Origin of the sequence: Okeania sp. KiyG1, assembly GCF_014132355.1 — a bacterium.
Taxonomy (GTDB): Bacteria; Cyanobacteriota; Cyanobacteriia; order Cyanobacteriales; family Microcoleaceae; genus Okeania.
In genome coordinates this window covers 1-16,960 of record NZ_BLZO01000184.1, presented here as the reverse complement: position 1 = coordinate 16,960, position 16,960 = coordinate 1, and the positions used below count along the sequence as shown (strand labels likewise).

Annotated in this window: 10 protein-coding genes, 1 tRNA gene and 1 pseudogene; 6 read left to right on the top strand and 6 right to left on the bottom strand. The window is 34.2% G+C overall.

Annotated features, from left to right (window positions below):
- Window positions 1-10: 10 nt before the first annotated feature.
- The 4 genes from SAGCYANO_RS40040 (at window position 11) to SAGCYANO_RS40025 (ending at window position 4,714) form a co-directional block, all read left to right on the top strand.
- Window positions 11-253, top strand: a complete 243-nt coding sequence (locus SAGCYANO_RS40040) for a hypothetical protein (RefSeq protein WP_202225109.1) — start codon at window positions 11-13, stop codon at window positions 251-253.
- A 145-nt stretch (window positions 254-398) separates the two neighbouring features.
- Entirely contained in the window at window positions 399-536 is a 138-nt protein-coding gene (locus SAGCYANO_RS40035) for a hypothetical protein (RefSeq protein ID WP_202225108.1), read from the top strand.
- Window positions 537-962: 426 nt separating this feature from the next.
- Window positions 963-4,484, top strand: a complete 3,522-nt coding sequence (locus SAGCYANO_RS40030; protein WP_202225107.1) for an ATP-binding protein — start codon at window positions 963-965, stop codon at window positions 4,482-4,484.
- Window positions 4,485-4,531: 47 nt separating this feature from the next.
- Window positions 4,532-4,714 (top strand): hypothetical protein, encoded by a 183-nt coding sequence (locus SAGCYANO_RS40025; protein ID WP_202225106.1) that lies wholly within the window; start codon window positions 4,532-4,534, stop codon window positions 4,712-4,714.
- Between the two features lie 173 nt (window positions 4,715-4,887).
- On the opposite strand, the gene SAGCYANO_RS40020 is transcribed toward SAGCYANO_RS40025, so the two are convergent.
- From SAGCYANO_RS40020 to SAGCYANO_RS40000, 6 genes and pseudogenes are all read right to left on the bottom strand, one after another.
- A complete protein-coding gene (locus tag SAGCYANO_RS40020) occupies window positions 4,888-5,388 on the bottom strand; it encodes a hypothetical protein (RefSeq protein WP_202225105.1) in 501 nt (166 codons plus the stop codon).
- 281 nt (window positions 5,389-5,669) lie between these two features.
- Entirely contained in the window at window positions 5,670-6,173 is a 504-nt protein-coding gene (locus SAGCYANO_RS46815; protein WP_237397174.1) for a CAAD domain-containing protein, read from the bottom strand.
- Window positions 6,174-7,169: 996 nt separating this feature from the next.
- Window positions 7,170-8,603: pseudogene (gene gltX / locus SAGCYANO_RS46810) on the bottom strand (glutamate--tRNA ligase); the annotation flags it as partial.
- A 211-nt stretch (window positions 8,604-8,814) separates the two neighbouring features.
- Window positions 8,815-8,888 (bottom strand) — tRNA-Asp (locus SAGCYANO_RS40010).
- A gap of 683 nt (window positions 8,889-9,571) precedes the next feature.
- Complete coding sequence (locus SAGCYANO_RS40005) at window positions 9,572-10,705, bottom strand: esterase-like activity of phytase family protein (RefSeq protein ID WP_202225103.1); 1,134 nt, start codon at window positions 10,703-10,705, stop codon at window positions 9,572-9,574.
- A gap of 1,385 nt (window positions 10,706-12,090) precedes the next feature.
- Window positions 12,091-13,584 (bottom strand): TM0106 family RecB-like putative nuclease, encoded by a 1,494-nt coding sequence (locus SAGCYANO_RS40000; RefSeq protein WP_202225102.1) that lies wholly within the window; start codon window positions 13,582-13,584, stop codon window positions 12,091-12,093.
- A gap of 189 nt (window positions 13,585-13,773) precedes the next feature.
- On the opposite strand from SAGCYANO_RS40000, the gene SAGCYANO_RS39995 reads away from it, so the two are divergent.
- Complete coding sequence (locus SAGCYANO_RS39995) at window positions 13,774-15,435, top strand: ATP-binding protein (RefSeq protein ID WP_237397148.1); 1,662 nt, start codon at window positions 13,774-13,776, stop codon at window positions 15,433-15,435.
- Window positions 15,432-16,580: a response regulator gene (locus SAGCYANO_RS39990; RefSeq protein WP_307786310.1), complete on the top strand. Its 1,149-nt coding sequence runs from the start codon at window positions 15,432-15,434 to the stop codon at window positions 16,578-16,580. Before SAGCYANO_RS39995 ends, SAGCYANO_RS39990 begins: the two co-directional genes overlap by 4 nt.
- The last annotated feature ends 380 nt before the right edge of the window (window positions 16,581-16,960 follow it).

Sequence of the window (16,960 nt, the reverse complement as noted above, 5' to 3'; positions counted from 1 at the left end):
TAGAATTACTATGTCAAAAATTAATGAGATTCAAAATAAACTCAAAGAATTAAGTGGTGGTGAGCTTCAAAAATTGGCTGATGTTTACCTTGATAAAAAAATTGAACAGGTTAAGTTGCTTAAATCATTAGGGTCTGTATCGGGAACTAAAAAAATAAGAAGAAGGAAGTCCAGATATGACTTTTTGGCAGTTGAGAGTAAAAATTTAATTGCTAAAATAGAGAGAATAGAGAAAGGCGATCGCTACTTTTAAGTTGAGGAAGAAGATATGATTTTTATCTCTATAGAATTACTATGTCAAAAATTAATGAGATTCAAAATAAACTCAAAGAATTAAGTGGTGGTGAGCTTCAAAAATTGGCTGATGTTTACCTTGATAAAAAATTGAACAGGTTAAGTTGCTTAAATCATTAGGGTCTGTATCGGGAACTAAAAAAATAAGAAGAAGGAAGTCCAGATATGACTTTTTGGCAGTTGAGAGTAAAAATTTAATTGCTAAAATAGAGAGAATAGAGAAAGGCGATCGCTACTTTTAAGTTGAGGAAAAATATATTATTTTTATCTCTATAGAATTACTATGTCAAAAATTAATGAGATTCAAAATAAACTCAAAGAATTAAGTGGTGGTGAGCTTCAAAAATTGGCTGATGTTTACCTTGATAAAAAATTGAACAGGTTAAGTTGCTTAAATCATTAGGGTCTGTATCGGGAACTAAAAATAAGAAGAAGGAAGTCCAGATATGACTTTTTGGCAGTTGAGAGTAAAAATTTAATTGCTAAAATAGAGAGAATAGAGAAAGGCGATCGCTACTTTTAAGTTGAGGAAAAATATATTATTTTTATCTCTATAGAATTACTATGTCAAAAATTAATGAGATTCAAAATAAACTCAAAGAATTAAGTGGTGGTGAGCTTCAAAAATTGGCTGATGTTTACCTTGATAAAAAATTGAACAGGTTAAGTTGCTTAAATCATTAGGGTCTGTATCGGGAACTAAAAAAATAAGAACAGGAACTCCAGATACTTTAATTATTCTGGAAAATGGAAAGTACATTTTGGCAGAGTATACAACAGAGGAAAAAGGGGTCTGCAAAAAATTTAAGAAAGACCTCGACAAATGTTTTGATGAAGAAAAGACTGGAGTACTAATAATAGAAATAGAAAAGATTGTTTTATGTCATAATTCTACTCTGAGTACAAAAGAAGAAAATTCTCTGAAAGAGGAATGTCAGAAGTATGGAGTTGAGCTTGATATATTTGGTCTTGACTCTATTTCTTTTGACCTTTATAAAAATTATCCTGGTATTGCTAAAGATTTTCTAGGAGTTGAGGTAGATACTGGTCAAATAGTTGATATTGATGAGTTTATTACTACTTATAATAAAAGAAAAATTGTTGCTCCTCTAGATACAAAGTTTTACTTTCGGGAAAATGAAATAAAGGAAATATTACAACGACTTGAGGGAAATAATCTAGTTATAGTTTCTGGTAAAGCAGGAGTAGGTAAATCTAGACTTGTTTTAGAGTGTTGTAGGAAATTTGTAGAGAAATATTCTGACTACAAAGTTAAGTGTATTTTTGATCAAGGAGTCGATATTTTTGGGGATATCCATGTTTATTTTTCAGATGAGGGAAGTTATCTAATTTTTGTAGATGATGCTAACCGAGTCAAAGAATTTAAGCATTTTATTAATCTTCTTCTGTATAAACGTGAAAATCAGCAAATTAAAATAATAGCTACAGTTCGTGACTATGCAGTTGAGCAAATTAAAGAAGTAGTGTGTTCTTATGATAATAATTTAGAGCTAGTAAAAATCAACCCATTAACAGATAAGCAAATTGAGCAACTCGTTAAAGAAGAATACAAAATTCAGAATCAATTATACATAGAAAGAATTGTTGATATAGCTCAAGGTAATCCTCGCCTGGCAATAATGACTGCTTTAGTAGTAAAGGGAGAAAAAACTGTCGAAGCTCTTAAAAATGTATCTGATGTTTATGATATATATTATTCTTCAATTAGAGAAGATATTGCAGATTTTAAGGATGAAAGTTTATTGAAAGTTGCTGGTATAGTTGCTTTTTTCCAAGTGGTAGATTGCTCTAACGATGAAATGATGGAAAAGATTCAAACAACATTTTATATTGACAGGGAAAATTTATGGAAAGCAGTTCGTAAATTATATGAATTTGAGTTGGTAGATATATATGAAAATGAGATTGCCAGAATATCTGACCAGGTTCTGGCTACATATCTGTTTTATCTTACTTTTTTCAAGGATAAATTGTTGAAATTTTCCGTTCTCTTAGATAATTTCTTTCCTCAGTTTCAATATAATTTTGTTGATGCTCTTAATCCTGTTTTAAGTGCTTTTGATAGTGAGAAGATTATCAACATACTTACTCCAGATGTAGACAGACTTTGGAAAAATTATGAGGAGGCAGGAAATAAGAAGAATTTTATCGAACTGATGAAACTTTTTTGGTTTTTTAAACAGACAGAAATTCTCATATATGCTAAAAATTGTATTGACAAGATGGAAATCGAGTCAGTAGATATTTCAACCTTAGATATTCCGTCTAATTCTAATATTGACATTCCACCATATTCTATTCTTGACTTACTTAGTTTATCGAGTAATTTTGACGAACAAAATTTTCAGATTGCTATAGATTTGCTGTTTGAATATCTGACAAAAAAACCACAGGAACTATTACAGGTGTTTCGCCTTCTTATTGAAGTGTTTGGATTTGAACATGATTCCTACATAACAAAATTTATTAGTCAGTCTATAGTCATTGATAAGCTATTGGAAGAAGTAAATCAAGGAAAAAACGAATTATTCACAAAACTATTTTTTGGTGTAGCTGAAAAATACCTCTATCTTCAATTTAATACTCCTAAGCTGAAAAATAACAGAGAATTTTTATGTTTATGGCATCAATTTTCCCCACAACCTACACCGGAGTTATTTGATTTAAGAAATAAAATTTGGCAGGGAATATTTCAGCTCTATCAGATTGATATTTTTGAGAAAGAAGTAATCAATATAATTCATCAATATAGTAAATCATATTCTAAGTTTTCTGTCGGTGAAATTATTAAGCAAGATGCTGTAGAAGTGCTTAAATTTCTTACAGATAACTTAAATCCTCAAGATTATTATCATTGTCTTATTGTTCAGAAATATTTGGATTTTCTAGAGTCTCGTCAAATTGAATTTAATAATGAAATAAGAGAACGATTTCTCAATGGAACTTATGAGGTGTATAGGATACTTTCAGATAATTGGAATGAGAGAAACAACTGCTATTTAGAAGGGAAAGAATATGAGCAATTTAAGCAAAATCAAATCAAAGAATATTTTGCTAATTACGATTTTAAGGATTATCAGGATTTCTTTGCTAAATGCCATGAGATAAAAGCTGTAACAAAAGAGAAAAACCATTACTCTTCTGAATTTCCCAGTGGTAGAATAGCAGAAGTTATTTTTATCGCCTGCAAAAATTCAGAGCTTTATTTAGATGTGCTGAAATATTATCTCAATCTTGGCGACCCATTTAAACTTAATTATTTTCTATTTACATTAATTGAAAAATTAATAGAAATTTCTGGAGTTGAAAAAGCTTTTGAATTGCTCAATCAATTTGATTTTGCTTCAAAAAGAAAATGGTTATTTGGATTTTACAACTTACTGCCTGAAGATAAAATTACATCCGATTATTTAGAGCAACTATATAACTTATATCGGCAGAGTAAACTCAGTGAAATACCACAATATTTTGACTTTCTTCTCAAATATCTTCACTTAGATAAAAATGTGGTTGCTCAGATAACAAAAATTATTCTGAGTAAAATTAATGAACAGACAAATTATACAAATTTTTTAAGTCCTTTCGATTTTTTATTTAATCCTTACACTCAGGTCAATGAGCTTTTAATTAAATTATTCACAGAAAAACTTGATGTACTAAAACAAGCATATTTATCAAATCAAAAAATCAGGGGATACTCGTCTAATTCTGAAGATATATTCATCCGCATTCTTAATGTTGACCAACATTTCATAATTGAATATATTGACTGGGTATATGATGAGGAAAGAAAATTATCAAACTCCCCTTATTTCCAAGATGACCTAAACTATACATTTCTTTGGCAATCTGAAAATTATCAGGAATTAATCACTCAAGTAGTTGAGCATATTTATCAGAAAGAAAAGGAATTATCTAACTCTGGATTTAGTAATACTATCCTCGAAAGAATATTTTTTTTGGAAGTAACAGAAGAAGAGAAAGTTGTTTTTGAGGATAGACAAAATCAACTGCTAAAAAGTCTGATTGAAAATAGACATAACGATATTCATTTGATGCAATTATTGTTTAGCGTAACTACAACATTTCCATACGAAAGACGTTATCAATTTATCGATCTATTTTGTAAGTACAATCAGAAATTTGAAGATTTTAAGAAACTTCCCTAGAACCTTATGTTAAGAATGATAAGGAACTTTCCTCAGAAGATTATATATTGAGTAGCTCTAAGAATATTGAAGCAACACATAAAATCGTAGAACATCTTGAATCATTACTATTACGACCAATTTTTAATACAGAAAAACTTCTGGAAGACAAAGATTATGTAGAAAAAGAAATTGAGTATTTTAAGAAGTGGATTGAAGATGAAAAAAAGCGTAATTTTATAGAAGACTAATATCATATTCCCCCTCCGGGGGAGCTACGCTAACGGACGGATCAGTTATAAATAAAATTTCAGAACTGACAGTACCAAAAAAAGACTGAAATTATCTTTACTTTTGTTCTTTTCGCTCAATCAAGAATTATTGTTTAAATGAAAATCTCCACAACTTCACCCCAGAGAACATATCAATCTTCTTCCTTCGTAATTTTAATAACATAGGGATAATATTTATTTCTTTGATAAGAACCTACCCAAACTTCATAAGTACCTGAAAACCATTGACCCATAATTCCAGGATTTTTTCCTTCAAAATCATCGTTACACCAACTACCCCCAGGACCTCTAATTACTAAAGTTGTATCTTCACTACTTTTAACTTCAAGTTTCAGGGATTGAAAAAAACCATTTAAAATTAATCTATGATCTGGTTTTCGATCGATAAAACCTACGCAAGGTCCAGTTACCGTGTCATTTCTACCTGTTGTTTCTTTTGCAGATACAGGTCCTCCACTTAATCCTCTAATAATCATTCGATTTTGAGGAGATTTTGGATATAAATTTACATCTTCAAATATAGGTGTCAATTGTAAATCTTGAGATAAAACAGGACTGATTTTCTGTATCCCAGCTAATGAAAATAATACTACTAAAAATAATGTTGTTTTTCTTCGTTTATTTTTATTCATTTAGAGTCCTGTTTTAGGATAAAGAAATTCAAAATAATTATTGGGGAATTTGAGAGGATATCTGAAAAGTTTTTTGATACTAAATTTTGCCCCCTAACCCCCAACTTTGGGGGGAACAAGAGTCAATTTGTTTCTAAAAGTCCCCCAATTTTGGGGGATTTAGGGGTCTTGTATGTTGCAAATGGGATTTCTCAGACAACCTTTGAAGCAAACATTTTTCTGGTTTACTTTTATTTTTAATTCCCCCCATGTTATTTTCAGTATCTGAAACTATTAGAAGTTTAAGACTTTTTACCAACAATATCTGCTTTGATGTCTTGAATTTTATCTAATAATTCTTGCCGATTAGATTTCCGTAGTAAATAACGGTAAACAAACCATACTGAATATCCCATACCAATCAATTCAAAGCTAGTCGATAAAGTAGGAATTCCTTCTAAAGCTTCTAGGAAACCAAGAATTAACCTAAAGGTTAATATGATTAATATCAGCGAACCAATTACTATAAGTTGACGTTGATATGTTTGATAGAATTGACTAATGTAATCAGGAAAGTTAGCAAAAGTATCGACCAATTTTTCTTTAATCTTTTGTAATTGATCGCTCTCAATGCTTTCATTAGTTGTTGTATCTACAGGTTGTTGGTCATCTAAGGTTGAGGTTTCTACTTGAACAGTAACTTTTTGTTCTACGGTTTCCGGTTTTGTAGTAATAGTTGTTGCTGTTGGAGGTTTCTCTACAGTTGGTTTGACAACTTTAGTTTCTTCCGTTGGAGTTGTTGCCACTGTTGGAGTTGCTGTTGGAGGTTTCTCTACAGTTGGTTTGACAACTTTAGTTTCTCCTGTGGGAGTTGTTGTCACTGTTGGAGTTGCTGTTGAAGGTTTTTCTACAGTTGGTTTGACAACTTCAGACTTACCCGTTGGAGTTGTTACTTGTGCTTTATCTATAGTTGGTTTAACAACTTTAGTTTCTCCTGCGGGAGTCGTAGTTGCTTTCTGTTTTTCTACAGTAGGTTCAACAACTTCAGACTTACCCGTTGGAGTTGTTACTTGTGCTTTATCTATAGTTGGTTTAACAACTTTAGTTTCTCCTGCGGGAGTCGTAGTTGCTTTCTGTTTTTCTACAGTAGGTTCAACAACTTCAGACTTACCCGTTGGAGTTGTTACTTGTGCTTTATCTATAGTTGGTTTAACAACTTTAGTTTCACCTGCGGGAGTCGTAGTTGCTTTCTGTTTCTCTACAGTAGGTTCAACAACTTCAGACTTACCAGTTGGAGTTGTTGCTTGTGCTTTATCTATAGTTGGTTTAACAACTTTAGTTTCACCTGCGGGAGTCGTAGTTGCTTTCTGTTTCTCTACAGTAGGTTCAACAACTTTAGTTTCTCCAGTTGGAGTTGTTGCTTGTGCTTTATCTATAGTTGGTTTCTGTTTTTCTACAGTAGGTTCAACAACTTCAGACTTACCAGTTGGAGTTGTTACTTGTGCTTTATCTATAGTTGGTTTAACAACTTTAGTTTCACCTGCGGGAGTCGTAGTTGGTTTCTGTTTCTCTACAGTAGGTTCAACAACTTCAGACTTACCCGTTGGAGTTGTTGCTTGTGCTTTATCTATAGTTGGTTTAAAACTTTGAGACTCACCAGCAAGAGTACTTGATGCTTTTATTTTCTGAGGTTGTTGTTTTGGTGCAACAGATGTTTTTGAAGTTGCTGTTTTTATTTCAGCAAACCCTTTATTACTATTATCAGAAGCATCTACTTTTTTGCTTTCTTCAACCTCCTGACCTATAGCTTTTTTGAAGCGTAATACATCAAAACCCCTTTGATGCAAGAGTAACCATGACTGAATTAGATCGGGTCCTTGCATTGCACCTGTTAAAGACGCCCTGAGCGATCGCATGACAATGCCTTTCTTAACTTTAATTGCCTGAGTCACCCGTTTAATAATTTTTTGTGCATCACCCACTCGCAGAGGTGCATCACTATCTATCCCCTCAATAATAGAATTAATAGATTTTACAGCATCTTCTTTCTGCATTTGTTCAATTGCTTCTGCATCCAGTTCTACAGTGGGGGAGAAGAATAACTTACTCATTTCTACTGCATCTGTGAGGCGAGTCAAACTAGGTCCAATCAAAGCGGCCAATTGTTCTAACCAAGGGCGATCGCTCTGTGGGTCTAGTTCATATCCTGCTTTTTGCCAAACAGGAATTAATCTATCTGTCAGTTCTCCTACTGGTAAATTATGTAAATATTGACTATTTATCCAGTCCAACCTATTCCAGTCAAACTTCGCCCCTGCTTTATTCACTCTCTCAAAAGAGAACTGTTGAGCTGCTTCTGTCAGGGTAAATATTTCTTGAGTTGAGTCTGGAGGTGTCCACCCAAGCAAACACATATAATTTGCTAGTGCTTCTGGGATGAAACCTAATTCTTTAAAATCAGAAATTGAAGTTACGCCATCCCGTTTTGAAAGTTTGCGTCCTTCTTGATTAAGAATTAGAGGTGTATGAGAAAATTCTGGTACTTTCCCCTCTAGGGCTTTATAAAGTAATATTTGTTTAGCTGTATTGGCAATATGGTCTTCACCACGAATTACATGGGTAATTTCCATATCCATATCATCTACTACCACTGCCATATTGTAGAGGGGTTGTCCTACTGTCTTGCCACTAGCAGCACGGGAGATGACCATATCTCCACCCAAGTCGCTCCCCTTCCAGGTTACTGTCCCTCTAACTTGGTCTTTCCAGGTAATTATTTGGTCATTGTCAATTTTAAAGCGAATTACTGGCTGTCTTCCTTCTGCTTCAAAAGCTGCTTGTTGTTCTGGTGTAAGGTCACGGTGGCGGTTGTCGTAGCGGGGTGCTTCTTTTCTAGCTTTCTGAGCTTCCCGCATTTCTTCTAGTTCTGCTGCTGTACAATAGCAGCGATAGGCTAATCCTTTGTCTAGTAATTTTTGAGTAGCTGTCTTATATAATTCTAATCGTTGAGACTGGTAGGATGGTCCTTCATCCCATTCTAATCCTAACCAGGTCAATCCCTCCATAATATTTTCTGTATATTCTGGACGCGATCGCTCTATATCTGTATCTTCTATTCTGAGGATAAATTTTCCTTTCTGGTTTCTGGCAAATAACCAGTTAAATACAGCTGTTCTGGCTGTACCGATATGTAAGTTTCCTGTGGGACTTGGGGCCAGACGAACTCTAACACTCATATCAATGTTTGATTTTGTTTTTTTGTTTTTAGATTTTGTTATGCATTCTGGTTCAATTTGATAAAATTTCTATTTTACCAGAGTGATATTAAAATCTATAATTTTTATGCTTATCTGATTCCCTACTTTTACCATAAAATATAGAGTTTCACCAAACAGTAGTTACTGTTCGTATCATTTTAAGCATTCTGAGGTTAAAGTTGTTTATCTACGGGACTGACGGGGCTCGAACCCGCAACTTCCGCCGTGACAGGGCGGTGCTCTAACCAGTTGAACTACAGTCCCTTATTTTTTAGCCTTTTACTATTATGTGGTTTTTCTTTTGATTTGTCAAGCTTTTCTGTAAATTTTTTTCTACAGAACCCATTTTGGCTCTATTTAAGGCTTACCGATATAATCTAAAAGCACTGACATATAAAGGATTCAGTCTTTTTCGGTACAAAAAAGTGCCTGGTTTTCAACAGAAAACCCTCAAAAACTTAGCATATCAAAGACAGGGGGGATAGCAGAAAAATCACGTTCGACAAATATATCCGACTATCTCCTAATTAGGGTTTGCTGAAAAAGTCTTATGGGTAAGGGTAGGAGACAACCCACCCTAACCCCTCCCAGGAGGGGAAGACAGGAGACATGAAAAAAGAGACAGGAGACAGGAAAAATGGGAATTATAGAGGAGGTAGGAGTAAAAATTGTCCTTTGATGTTTCTGCCCAAATCTCGCCTAAAATACGCTCCTTTTTGAGCATGAAGAGCTGAAACAGGCACACTTTTTTTGACCTCAAAAAGGCTAAAATCTTTATATGTCAATGCTTTTAGATTAGATCGGTAAGCCCTAATTAATTTCTCGTTTCTCCTAACTACTCCCCTACTCCCCTACTCCCCTACTCCCTCCCCTACTCCCCTACTCCCCTACTCCTCTACTCCCTACTCCCTACTCCCCCACTCCCCACTCCCCCACTCCCCTACTCCCTACTTCCTACTCCCTAAATAGCTAAAAATCAGAATCTGAGTAACTTGTAGAGGGTTAAAATTATTATCGCTAACTAGGATGAGCGATCGCTGACCGTCTGCCAAGTCTGGGCCAAAAGTTATACCTTCAATATTGTCTAAGACTATTTCTAGAGTGCTGAAATCTAAGAGTAATTTTTTTTGCACTGGAGAAATATCAGTAATTTGATTATTTAAGCCTTCAATATTTTGAATATTATCTGTGCCTGATAAATCTATTTGAAAAAGTTTAATTACATTTCCTGTTTCTAGGGAAAAAGACCGTTCTAAACTTAAGAGATGAGTATCATCTAACGCAAGTAAATCTACTAAACCATTGGTACTAAAACCACCTACATTATTAGAATTAGTAGCAATAGGTTCTGTGATATATATAAATTCTGTTTCTGGCTGACCTTGAGCTAAATCATACCGTATAATTCGACAGTAGCTACCCATACTAAAAGTTGCTTCTTCGCCATCTTGAACTAAAGCATTTTCTGTAGCGGTGAAGAGATATTTTTGACTAGGAGTAATAGTTAAACTTTCAAGAGCAAGATTATTTCTAACTCCACTGTTTGATTCTATGAGAATTTTTTCAGGTATAGGCAAATTTTGTAGTTGTTTACCTGTGAGAGAAAATTCTCTAATAAATGGTTGTATTTGACGTTCCCTATCTCCTTCAGAGGAAATAAATAAAGTCTCTCCTGTAAAAGTAATTCCTTCTGGGTCAATACTCAAAGCGGGAAATGGTTTACCTGTGTCATTTAATAAAGTTGTGACATCTGTAAAAGTTACTGTTTCCTCTGAAATTTCATCTTGCTGTAGGTCAATTTTCAGAGTATAAAATCGAGCTGGTGCTTTGCTACTACGGTCATCAGAAATTGCGTAATAATTTTGTTTTTCTGGATTGTAAGTTATGGCAGAAAGCCCACCAACTTCTGTATTTTTAAATTCTAATCTTGTGGGAAAATTTACCTCTCCTAAAAAAGTGACTTGAGGAGTAGTTGTTTGAGTGGCCGAATTAATTATTCTGCCTGTAATTACAGCAATAATAAAACAAGTAATTAAGGTAATAATTAGGTATTTATAAGTTCTATGTTTAAATATTTTCATATATAGCAGTCTGATTTTGATTGTGAGGAAAATGTTACAGCAGATTCGGTGGTATATGAAGTACAGATATTAACAATTAAACGTTCCCAGTGCGGACATCTTGCCCGCGACAGGTGTACCTCATGCCTGGTAGAATTGTAATTTTTTTTATATGCTTTAGCATTACTATTAAGATAGAAAAATACCACTTTATACCAATTTGAAAAAAATGTTACTAAACTCTAGTTATAGGGAACAGGAATTCGTAGCAAACATTTATCAAACTGGTATTATTTTCTATTTATATAGATAACATAATACTTTCTCACTTTCCTTATTCTTAATTATGAATAATTGGTTTTTCCTTCTTAGCTTCTTCCTTATTCCTTCTTCCTTCTGAGGAGAGAACAGGAATTCGTAGCAAACATTTATCAAACTGGTATTATTTTCTATTGATATAGATATAGATAATATAATACTTTCCTCACCTTCTTTTTTCTTAGTGATGAATAAAGGGAACAGGGAACACCGGAGCTAGGAAAAGAGATTTGTAGCAAACATCTCTCAAACTGATATTATTTACTATTGATATAAATAACACGATCTTTTTTCACCTTGTTTTTTCTTGATTATGAATAATTCCTTCTTACTTCTTTGCCTCCTTGTTAGCTTCTTCTGTATTCTTTCTTGCTGATTACTTTTTCCTTATTCTAAAATATTGAATAACTGCTTCTTACTCCTTCATTGTTAGCTTCTTGTATCTTATTTATTGCTTATTACTTTTTCCTTGTTAACTTCTTCCTTGTTAACTTCTTCCTTCTTCCTTCTTAACCTTCTAAAAATTGTAACAATCATTCTTTAATATAATAAGTAGCATAACAATCATCTTCTTGATTGCTTATTACTTTTTCCTTCTTCCTTCTTCCTTCTTCCTTCTTACTTCTTTGCCTCCTTGTTAGCTTCTTCTGTATTCTTTCTTGCTGATTACTTTTTCCTTATTCTAAAATATTGAATAACTGCTTCTTACTCCTTCATTGTTAGCTTCTTGTATCTTATTTATTGCTTATTACTTTTTCCTTGTTAACTTCTTCCTTGTTAACTTCTTCCTTCTTCCTTCTTAACCTTCTAAAAATTGTAACAATCATTCTTTAATATAATAAGTAGCATAACAATCATCTTCTTGATTGCTTATTACTTTTTCCTTCTTCCTTCTTCCTTCTTCCTTCTTACTTCTCTGCCTCCTTGTTAGCTTCTTCTGTATTCTTTCTTGCTGATTACTTTTTCCTTATTCTAAAATATTGAATAACTGCTTCTTACTCCTTCATTGTTAGCTTCTTGTATCTTATTTATTGCTTATTACTTTTTCCTTGTTAACTTCTTCCTTCTTCCTTCTTACCTCTTCCTTCTTATAACAATTGAAATAGCCATTCTTTAATATAATAAGTAGCATAACAATCATCTTCATTGTAAATAATAATTGCATCTAACAAAGAGCGATCGCCTGTTTTCAACCATTCTGAATACCAACAAACAGATTGAGCGCCATTAGCTTCGGGGTTCCGCCATTCAAAACCTAACCAACGAGCAATATTTTTGAGGGAATAACTTTCTACAGGTAATATAATAGTTTGAGTAACAACTTTATGAATATCTACAAATCTTTTCAACAATGGTTTCCACAGATAAGCTGGTGTTTGATAAAGTTGAGCTAATCTTCTTACAGTTTGAATTTCATATTCACAGAAGTGATAAATTGGAGCGATAGGATATTTCCAAACTAAGTCTAAAAATTGATACCAAATCAATTCTTCATCTAAAGGATTTTCAGCTAAATGAACATAAAATTTTTTGGTATCTTGGCGTTTATCAACTACTAATACACCATGTAAATAATCTAAATTAATATCTGGTTGAGCTTCAATATCAAAGTATATTTCTACAGGAGCATTGACGAGCTTAATTGATTTGTAATAATTAATTGGTAAAGTTTCACTATCTATTTCTTCAGCAAATGTTTCATTTCTCAGAATCACCTTATTTTCCCATACAGATTGAGCTTGCTTGACAACTTGTATTCCAACTCCATCAACAAATTCAGGGTAACTTTCTAAATCATCAGGATTAGTTTGACTCAAAGATTCTAAAGTTGTTAAATTCAAGCTCTTCAACACAGCATATCTATTAGAAGTAACTCCTGGCAAAAGACATAAATGTTTTTGAGTTTCAGCAACAGCATGACAGCTACTATACCAGGTACAAAGATTACATTTTTGACGGGAAATAAATACCTCTGGTTCTAGAGAATTTTGCAACATAGCAATTAACTCAAAAATAGTTTCCTGCATTTGCTCAATTCGCTTTTCTAAATTCACCTTATGTAACCCTTTCTTTCGGAGAATCAACCAAGCAGTTTCCGGCCAAACTTCTTGAATACTTGCTAATATTTGAGCATGAAAAGTAGCAACTATTTGATATTCTAATTTCGGACGTTTGCTTAACTTAATATCTGTAGGAATATAAACCCAATCACCAAATCGAGAATATCCAGGCTGTTTAATCAATAAATCTGGATAGCTAACAAAATTAATAGTCTGATTTTGTGGGAGTGAATTGATTGAAGATTCTTGAATAATTAATATTCCCCGATAAATAACATCAATACCTGCTGCCATTAATTCTTCAGTAGCCTTTCCCCCTGCCATTAAATCTCCACGAGGATAATCAGGCTTTTGATAAATATAATTCTTGATAATACTCGACCTAAATTCCGAACTATCTTTAATTAATTTCAGCAAAAAATCACTAGGAGAATCTTGTTGCGTAAAATCTCCATAGGTATCCAAAAATACTTTTCTAGGACAACGTTGATAAGAAAGTAGCTGAGAATCAGTTATAAACATTAATTATTTAGTTAGTGAGTCAGCCACTTTGCTGTGGTCAAAAGTCCAAAGTGGCATAACTATATACATACATATATAGTCTAGTCCACTTATTGAATTGAGATAAAATCTAGATATAAAAACCCAGTGCTTGTCATTATCAAACAGTGAAGTATAGATAAAATTCCCTACAACAATAACTATAAAAAAATGTCACAAAAACTACGCAAGCCATTTCCAACTCATCGCCTGACGGTACTTTATATTGTCGGACTCAGTGTAATTGCTGGGTTATTTATATTTGAACAAATTTTAGTAGAAAGGTCCCTAAGATATCAGTTTACCAGTTCTCGGGTAATTAACATAGCAGGTCGTCAACGAATGTTGAGTCAAAAACTTAGCAAAACAGCATTAGCTATCCAGTATAGTTCCAACTCAAAAGTCAGAAAACAACGTCAACAGGAACTAGAAAATGTTGTCCAGGTGTTCCAAACCTCCCATGAGGGACTACAGAAAGGTGATTCAGACCTAGAATTACCCAGTAATAAAAATAGTCCCAAGGTAAAACAAATGTTTGCGGAGATCGAAGAATATTATCAAGCAATAGTTAACGCTGCTCAGGGTTTGCTAGTAACCATCAACTCAGAGTCACCACAAGCAAATGCTAGCCCTTTTGTAGAAACCATTCTGAAAAATGAGGCCCTTTTTCTCCCACTGATGAATCAAATTGTCTTCCAATATGATACTGAAGCCCGACAAAAGATTCAGCAAGCCAGACGAATCGAAAATTTATTGTTAATAACTGCAATATTACTACTAATATCAGAGGGACTATTTGTATTTAGACCTGCAGTCAACCAAATTCAAGTTTACCTGGAAGAAAAGGCCAAATCTCAAGAAAAAACAACCAACATAGCAGCAGAATTAGAACAAAAAAATCAGGAATTAGATGCGGCCTTAAAGGAAGCTCAATCTATAGCCAAGCTGAAATCAGAATTTGTGGCCAACATGAGTCACGAAATACGCACACCAATGAATGGGGTAATTGGGATGACTGGTTTGCTGCTAGATACTAATCTAAGTCCTCAACAGCGAAACTTTGTGGAAATTATTCGCAGTAGTGGGGATAACTTGTTAGTCATTATTAATGATATTCTCGACTTCTCAAAAATTGATGCCGATAAGTTAGAGTTAGAAAGCCAAGCTTTTGACCTCCGAGAATGTGTAGAATCTTCTCTAGATTTGCTAGTGACTCAAGCTACAGAAAAAGCATTAGACTTAGCCTACATTATAGACGATTGTACTCCCTGTACAATTATGGGTGATGTAACTCGGCTGCGTCAAATTCTAGTCAATTTAGTCAGTAATGCTGTTAAATTTACTCACTCTGGAGAAGTAGTAATAAATGTTAATTCCGAAGAAGTTGGTTCAGACAATTCTCTATCTCCCACCTACCAAATCCATTTTGCTGTCAGAGATACTGGTATTGGTATTCCACTAGAAGGTTTAGAGCGACTTTTTCAGCCTTTTTCTCAAGTAGATTCTTCAACTACTCGTAAATATGGCGGTACAGGTTTAGGCTTAGTTATCAGTAAGCAGCTATGCGAAATGATGGGCGGACAAATGTGGGCAGAAAGCGGAGGTAATATTGCTGGAAATCCCTTGGTGGTAAATCAAGATAATTTTGCTTCTGCGAATTTTTTGGCTGTGGGTTCAACCTTTCACTTCACAATCTTAACTACAACTGCTCCTAGCATTCCTAAAGTTTATCAAAATCCTCAGCCTCAACTTGATGGTAAACAAGTATTAATAGTTGATGATAATCCTACTAATCGGCTGATTCTAAAAATACAAAATAAAAATGGAATATAATATCTACAGATGTAGATAGTAGTGTAAAAGCTTTAGAGTTGCTGAAGAAAGGTAAGAAGTTCGATCTGGCTATTTTAGATATGCAAATGCCGGAAATGGATGGTCTAACTTTAGCTGCTGAAATTCGTAAGCTTCCTTTACTAAAAACACTGCCAATAGTGATGTTAACTTCTATCGGTTGTCCTAAAGGCGATAAAAGCAATTTACAAGCTTGTCTAAATAAGCCAATTAAGCCAGATCGATTATATAAGGTACTGATGGAGATTTTTGCTAATCAGGTAGTAAATATTAAAAGTCAAGCCGTTTTCAAGACAGATAGCAATCTGGCGACACGCCTACCTTTAAGAATTTTACTAGCTGAAGATAATGTAGTGAATCAAAAAGTTGCATTGTCAATGTTAGAACGAATGGGTTATCGTCCTGATGTGGTTAGTGATGGTGTGGAAGCTTTGACGGCTATAGATAGAGTACCCTATGACTTGGTGTTCATGGATGTGCAAATGCCAGAAATGGATGGTTTGGAAGCAACAAAACATATTTGTGACAGATATGGCCATGAGTTAGACAACAGACCTGCGATTGTGGCCATGACAGCGGGAGCTATGGATGGCGATCGCGAAATTTGTCTGCAAACGGGTATGGATGATTATATGAGTAAACCAGTTAAGGTTGAAGAGCTACAGGAAATACTGGAAAATTGGGGAGAAATAATCATAGGCCAAAAAACTCCTACTGCACAACTGCAACAGGTAGAAAAAACTACTCCTCTGTCATCTCCTACACCAAAGGTAGAGACTGCTTCTAGTTCTCCTTCTGTGATGCTAGAAGTTCTTGAAAGTATTCGCCAAGAAGTACAGATAGATGGCGAAGCAGATGTTGTAACGGAACTAATCGATTTGTTTTTTGAAGATACTCCACAGCAGTTACTAGCTATTAAAGAGGCGATCGATAACTCTGCCACAGAAGCACTAATAGAAAGGGCTCATTCTTTGAAAGGTAGTTGTGGCAATTTAGGAGTAGTGCGCTTGGCTGAAATTTCTGCAACTTTAGAACAAAAAGCTAAAGCTGATACCATAACAAAAGCAGAAGCAGAATCTCTTTTAACTCAATTGGAAAATGAGTTTATTATTGCTAAATCTTTTTAAAAGAATTACAACTGCCACTACCCGGAAGTTAAAATTCAAAAGTCAAAATTCAAAAGTCAAAAGTTAAAAGTTAAAAGTTAAAAGTTAAAAGTCAAAAGTATTGATCGCTAAGGCTTTAGGGAAATGATCGACATTTATGGTAGGGCTTACTGATTAAATATCAAAGCATTGACTGATATTGGTTTTAGCATGAGTGAGCTTCTGGAAAAAGTACCTAGTTTTGAGCTGCTTTATGCTCATCCATGAAGCGCATTTTGGGCAGGAGAGTAGCCCAAAAATTGTTCCCCTACTCCCCTACTCCCCTACTCCCCTACTCCCCTACTCCCCTACTCCCTACTCTCTACTCTCCTACTCCCGTACTCCCCTACTCCCCTACTCCC

Bases quoted from the DNA above. Each gene is read 5' to 3' on its own strand.
- SAGCYANO_RS40040 (WP_202225109.1), top strand. From the start codon at position 11: ATGTCAAAAATTAATGAGATTCAAAATAAACTCAAAGAATTAAGTGGT.
- SAGCYANO_RS40020 (WP_202225105.1), bottom strand. From the start codon at position 5,388: ATGAATAAAAATAAACGAAGAAAAACAACATTATTTTTAGTAGTATTA.
- SAGCYANO_RS40005 (WP_202225103.1), bottom strand. From the start codon at position 10,705: ATGAAAATATTTAAACATAGAACTTATAAATACCTAATTATTACCTTA.
- SAGCYANO_RS40000 (WP_202225102.1), bottom strand. From the start codon at position 13,584: ATGTTTATAACTGATTCTCAGCTACTTTCTTATCAACGTTGTCCTAGA.
- SAGCYANO_RS39995 (WP_237397148.1), top strand. From the start codon at position 13,774: ATGTCACAAAAACTACGCAAGCCATTTCCAACTCATCGCCTGACGGTA.